This window comes from Cellulosimicrobium cellulans (assembly GCF_042723955.1).
GTDB lineage: Bacteria > Actinomycetota > Actinomycetes > Actinomycetales > Cellulomonadaceae > Cellulosimicrobium > Cellulosimicrobium cellulans_H.
Genome location: NZ_JBHXIC010000066.1, coordinates 1 through 4,940, shown reverse-complemented (window position 1 = coordinate 4,940; position 4,940 = coordinate 1). Strand labels below are relative to the sequence as shown.

The window sequence follows — 4,940 nt, the reverse complement described above, 5'->3', positions numbered from 1 at the left end:
GCCTCGTGGGCGCACTCCCTCCCCTAGACCCTCCGGCTCCCGCGCGCCACCCCCCGCGCCGGCGCCGGCGCGCTCGCGGCCGGGCGCCGGGCGGGGGCGGCCCCGCCGCCCCCCCACCAGGGCTGGCCGGACGCCGTGCGCGACCGCGTGCCCGTCAACGTCACCGTCCCCGCGGTCGGGCCCGACCGCGCGCGCGAGCTCGTCGCCGCGTCCGGAGGGTGCCGCACCGCGAAGGTCAAGGTCGCGCAGCGCGGTCCCGACGGCGCGCTCGAACCCCTGGAAGCGGAGGTCGCGCGACTCGAGGCCGTGCGCGACGCGCTCGGTCCGGGTGGACGCGTGCGCGTCGACGCCAACGGGGCGTGGGACGTGGACGAGGCGCTGCGCCGGCTCCCCGCGCTCGACCGCGCGGCGGGCGGGCTGGAGTACGTCGAGCAGCCCTGCGCGGACGTCGCGGGGCTCGCGGCCGTGCGGCGCGGGCAGCGGGGCGACGCCGCGGTGCCGGTCGCCGCCGACGAGTCGATCCGCCGGGCCACCGACCCCCTCGCGGTGGTGCGTGCCGACGCCGCGGACGTCGTCGTGCTCAAGGTGCAGCCGCTCGGCGGCGTGCGCGCGTGCCTCGACCTCGCCGAGCAGGTCGGCCTGCCCGTCGTCGTGTCGTCCGCGCTCGAGTCGTCCGTCGGCATCGCCGCGGGGGTCGCGCTCGCGGCCGCGCTCCCCGCGCTGCCCTACGCGTGCGGGCTCGCGACCGTGAACCTCTTCGTCGCCGACGTGGCCGACCCGCCCCTCGTGCCCGTCGACGGTGCGCTGCCGGTCGTCCGCCCCGAGCCCTCCGCGGCGGCGCTCGCGGCCACCGCGCCCGACGACGAGACGGATCACCGCTGGCGCGAACGGCTCGACCGCGTCGCCGGCGCGCTCGCGGGTGCGGGAGGTGCCCGGTGAGCCGCGCTGGAGACGACGACGCGGCCGCGACGGTGTCGACGCCGAGCACGGAGCCCCGGGGCCACGACCCGTACCCCGACGGGACCGCGGACCAGCCGCCCGCGATCCGCAGCGCCTTCGCGCTCGTGCAGCGGCTCTCCGTCGAGGGCGTCGCCGACGTCGTCCTCGCACCGGGCTCGCGCAGCGCTCCGCTCGCCTACGCGCTCGCGGCCGCGGCCGACGCCCGCCGGCTCACCCTGCACGTCCGCGTCGACGAACGGGCCGCGGGCTTTCTCGCGATCGGGCTCTCGCGCGGCGCTTCCCCCACGGCACGCGGTGGGGCGCGTCTGCCGCGGCCGGTCGCCGTCGTCACGACGTCCGGGACCGCGGTCGCGAACATTCATCCCGCCGTGCTCGAGGCGCACCACTCGGGAGTGCCGCTCGTGCTGCTCACCGCCGACCGCCCCCACGAGCTGCGGGGCACGGGCGCCAACCAGACGACGCAGCAGGCCGGGATCTTCGGCTCCGCCGTGCGGTTCGCCGCCGACGTGCCGGCGCCCGACGGGCGGCCGGGCGAGGTGCGCGACCTGCTCACGCTCGCGACGCGCGCTCTGGGCGAGGCGACCGGAGCGCGGTCGGGCCACCCGGGCCCGGTGCATCTCGACCTCGCCTACCGTGAGCCGCTCGTGCCCGACGTGGTGCCGGTGGCGTCCGCGCCCACCACCGGCGCGCACGACCTCGCCGGCGTGCACCGTGCTGCCGTGCTCGCGCCCGTCGGCCCCGCGTCGTCCGACGTCGCCCCGGATCACACGCTCGGCGCGCGCACGGTCGTGGTCGCGGGAGACGGTGCCGGTGGCGTCGCGCGCGACCTCGCCGAGGCGCGCGGCTGGCCGCTGCTCGCGGAGCCGTCCTCGGGGGCGGCGGGCGGCCCGAACCTGGTCGTCGCGCACGCGCTCGTGCTCGGTGTCGACGAGCTCGTGGACGACGTGGAGCACGTCGTCGTGCTCGGCCGGCCGACGCTCTCGCGGCCCGTGCAGCGCCTGCTCGGGCGGCCCGACGTCGAGGTGAGCGTCGTCGCGCCGGGTGCCGGCCCGTGGCCCGACGCCGCGCGCAACGCGTCGACGGTCCTGACGGCGGTACCCGAGCGGTGGCTCGACCCGCGCCCGGGCGTCCCGGACCCGTCCGAGGTCGTGCCCGGGCGGGCGTCGGGCCACGCCACCGACGCGGGGTGGCTCGCGCGCTGGCGCGCGGCGTCGGTCGCGGCCGCGGAGGTCGTCGCCGGGGCGACCGACGGGACGCTGACCGACGGCCCGAGCGTCGCGCGCGCCGTCGTCGGGTCGTGCGGACCGGACGACCTCCTCGTGGTCGGGTCCTCCAACCCCGTGCGCGACCTGGCTCTCGTGCTCGGCCTTGACGCGGACGCGCCACGCATCCTGGCGAACCGTGGCCTCGCCGGGATCGACGGCACCGTGTCCACCGCGCTCGGCGCGGCGGCGGCCACCGGGCGCCCGCACCGGCGCACGCGCGCGCTGCTGGGCGACCTCACGTTCCTCCACGACGCGGGCGGCCTGCTGCGCGGTCCGCACGAGCCGCACGTCGACCTCCAGCTCGTGGTGGTGAACGACGACGGCGGCTCGATCTTCGCCGGCCTCGAGCCGGGCGGGCTCGGGGAGACGTCCGAGGCGGCGGGGCGCACGTTCGAGCGGGTCTTCGCGACCCCGCACGGGGCGAACCTCGCCCAGCTCTGCGCCGGGTACGGCGTGGACCACCAGCTCGTGCAGGACGTCCCCTCGCTGCGGCACGCGCTGGCGGCACCGAGCCACGGCGTCCAGGTGCTGGAGGTGCGCGTGTCCCGGGCGGAGCGGCGGCAGGCCGGCCTGCGCCTGGGGGAGCGGGCGCGGGACGTCGTCCGCGCGACGCTCGTGGCGGACCGCTGACGACGCGTCAGAACTCGCAGCGAACTCCCAGCCTCGTTCAAGCCTCGTTCAAGCGGGGCGGTGTGAAGTAGTGGGCAGAACCGAGGAGGCCCACCATGACGAACACCCCGGGCACGGAGCCCACCCCCACCACGCCGGCCCTCGACGCGTCCGCGTCGACGTCGGCCGCCACCCCCGCCGCGACGACGCCCGCAGCCGCCGAGCGTGCCGCGTCGGTCGCTGCCGAGACGCCCGCCGGGACGCCCACGCAGCCGCTGGCCCCCGTCGCCGCGACCCAGCCGCTCCCGCCGACCACGGCGCACCCCACCACGCGCCCGACGCAGCCGCTCGGCGCACCGCAGCACGTGCAGCACCTCTCCACGCCGCAGCCCGCCCCCACGGCGCAGACCGCGGCGACGCCGATGCCCAACCCGTACGCGCGCCCCGCGCAGTCCGGGCCGCACGCGCCGTCCGGCAGCTTCGGCCCGCCGCCCGCGCCGCCGGTCCCGACCGCGCAGGGCGCGGCGGACACCCCGAAGCGCCGGCGCACGTGGGTGCCGGTCGTCAGCGCCGCCGCCGCGGCCGCGGTCCTCGCGAGCGTCGGCACCGCCGGTCTCACCGGTGCGTTCGACGCCGACCAGGACTCGGCGTCGCTCGCGGACGTCGGCCAGCACCAGGAGAGCACGGCCGCGCCGGTGTCCGACTCGTCGTCGCAGAACCCCGACTGGGAGGCCGTGACGAAGGCCGTCGCCCCGTCGGTCGTCGCGATCCAGGTGCAGACCTCGCAGGGCGGCGCCGAGGGGTCGGGCGTCATCATCGACGACCAGGGCCACGTCGTGACCAACAACCACGTCGTGTCCGGCGCGGAGAACGACACCGTCCAGGTGACGCTCAGCGACGGGCGCCTCTTCGAGGCGAAGATCGTCGGGCTCGACCCGGCGACCGACCTCGCCGTCGTGCAGCTCGTCGACGCGCCCGACGACCTCCAGCCCGCGACGCTCGGCGACTCCGACGACGTGAGCGTCGGCGAGTCCGTCCTCGCGGTCGGCAACCCGCTCGGCCTCGCGAACACGGCGACGACCGGCATCGTGTCGGCCGTCGACCGCCCGGTGTCCGCGTCCGGCGAGGACGGCGGCACGTCCGTCGTGACCAACGCGATCCAGATCGACGCCGCGATCAACCCCGGCAACTCGGGCGGCCCGCTGTTCGACGCGCAGGGTCGTGTCATCGGCATCACGTCGTCGATCGCGACGCTCTCGGGCGGCGGCACCCAGTCCGGCTCGATCGGGCTCGGGTTCGCCATCCCGGTGAACCTCGCGAAGTCGATCGGGCAGCAGCTCGTCGAGAACGGCACCGCCGAGCACGCGTTCCTCGGGGTGACGCTCGCGGACGCGACCGCGACCGCGGACGGCGTCACGCGCCGCGGCGCCGAGGTCCAGGAGGTGACCGACGGGTCGCCGGCCGCCGAGGCCGGCCTCCGGTCCGGTGACGTGATCGTCGAGATCGACGGTCACGCCGTCGGGGGCGCCGAGTCGCTCACCGCGTTCGTCCGCGAGCGCGCGGCGGGCGCCGAGTCCACGCTGACCGTCGTGCGCGACGGGAAGACGACCGAGCTCGACGTGACGCTCGCGACGCGCCCCGCGGACGACGAGAGCCAGGGGTCCCAGGGCGACCAGGGCCAGCTTCCCGGTCAGGACGGCCAGGGCCAGCTCCCCGGCCAGGGTGGCGAGCAGGGCGGCGACCAGGGTCAGCAGACCGACCCGACCGACCCGGGCAACGTGCCGAACCCGTTCGACTGGTTCTTCGGCGGCCAGGGCTGACCCTCACGGGCGCCCTGCGAGGGGCACCCACGATCTGCGGGGGGCGGGTCGTCGTGCCGGCACGCGCCACCCGCCCCCCGCGCCACGTCCCGTCGCATCCTCTGACCGCGGCGGGCGGGTGACCGGGCCGCGACGTCCCCGCGCGGACCGGGCACCGCACCGAGGGGGCCGCCCCGCGCGCCCGGGCGGGCGCGCCCCCCCCGGCCGCCCGCGACACCGACGACGCCCCGGAGTTCTCCTACGAGGGCCGCGCCGGCACGACCGCGCTCGACCTGCTGCTCGAGGC

Annotated in this window: 2 protein-coding genes and 1 pseudogene; all 3 read left to right on the top strand. The window is 78.0% G+C overall.

Annotation, left to right across the window (positions count from 1 at the left end; genetic code table 11):
• Positions 1 to 96: 96 nt before the first annotated feature.
• Positions 97 to 939, top strand: a pseudogene (locus ACFWH7_RS15865) (o-succinylbenzoate synthase); the annotation flags it as partial.
• On the top strand, positions 936 to 2,855 hold the full coding sequence (menD, locus tag ACFWH7_RS15860; protein ID WP_378217716.1) for a 2-succinyl-5-enolpyruvyl-6-hydroxy-3-cyclohexene-1-carboxylic-acid synthase: 1,920 nt from the start codon (positions 936 to 938) through the stop codon (positions 2,853 to 2,855). The pseudogene ACFWH7_RS15865 and the gene menD, both read left to right, overlap by 4 nt.
• 95 nt (positions 2,856 to 2,950) lie before the next feature.
• Complete coding sequence (locus ACFWH7_RS15855; protein WP_378217714.1) at positions 2,951 to 4,654, top strand: S1C family serine protease; 1,704 nt, start codon at positions 2,951 to 2,953, stop codon at positions 4,652 to 4,654.
• Positions 4,655 to 4,940 lie beyond the last annotated feature (286 nt).

Bases quoted from the DNA above. Each gene is read 5' to 3' on its own strand.
- ACFWH7_RS15855 (WP_378217714.1), top strand. From the start codon at position 2,951: ATGACGAACACCCCGGGCACGGAGCCCACCCCCACCACGCCGGCCCTC.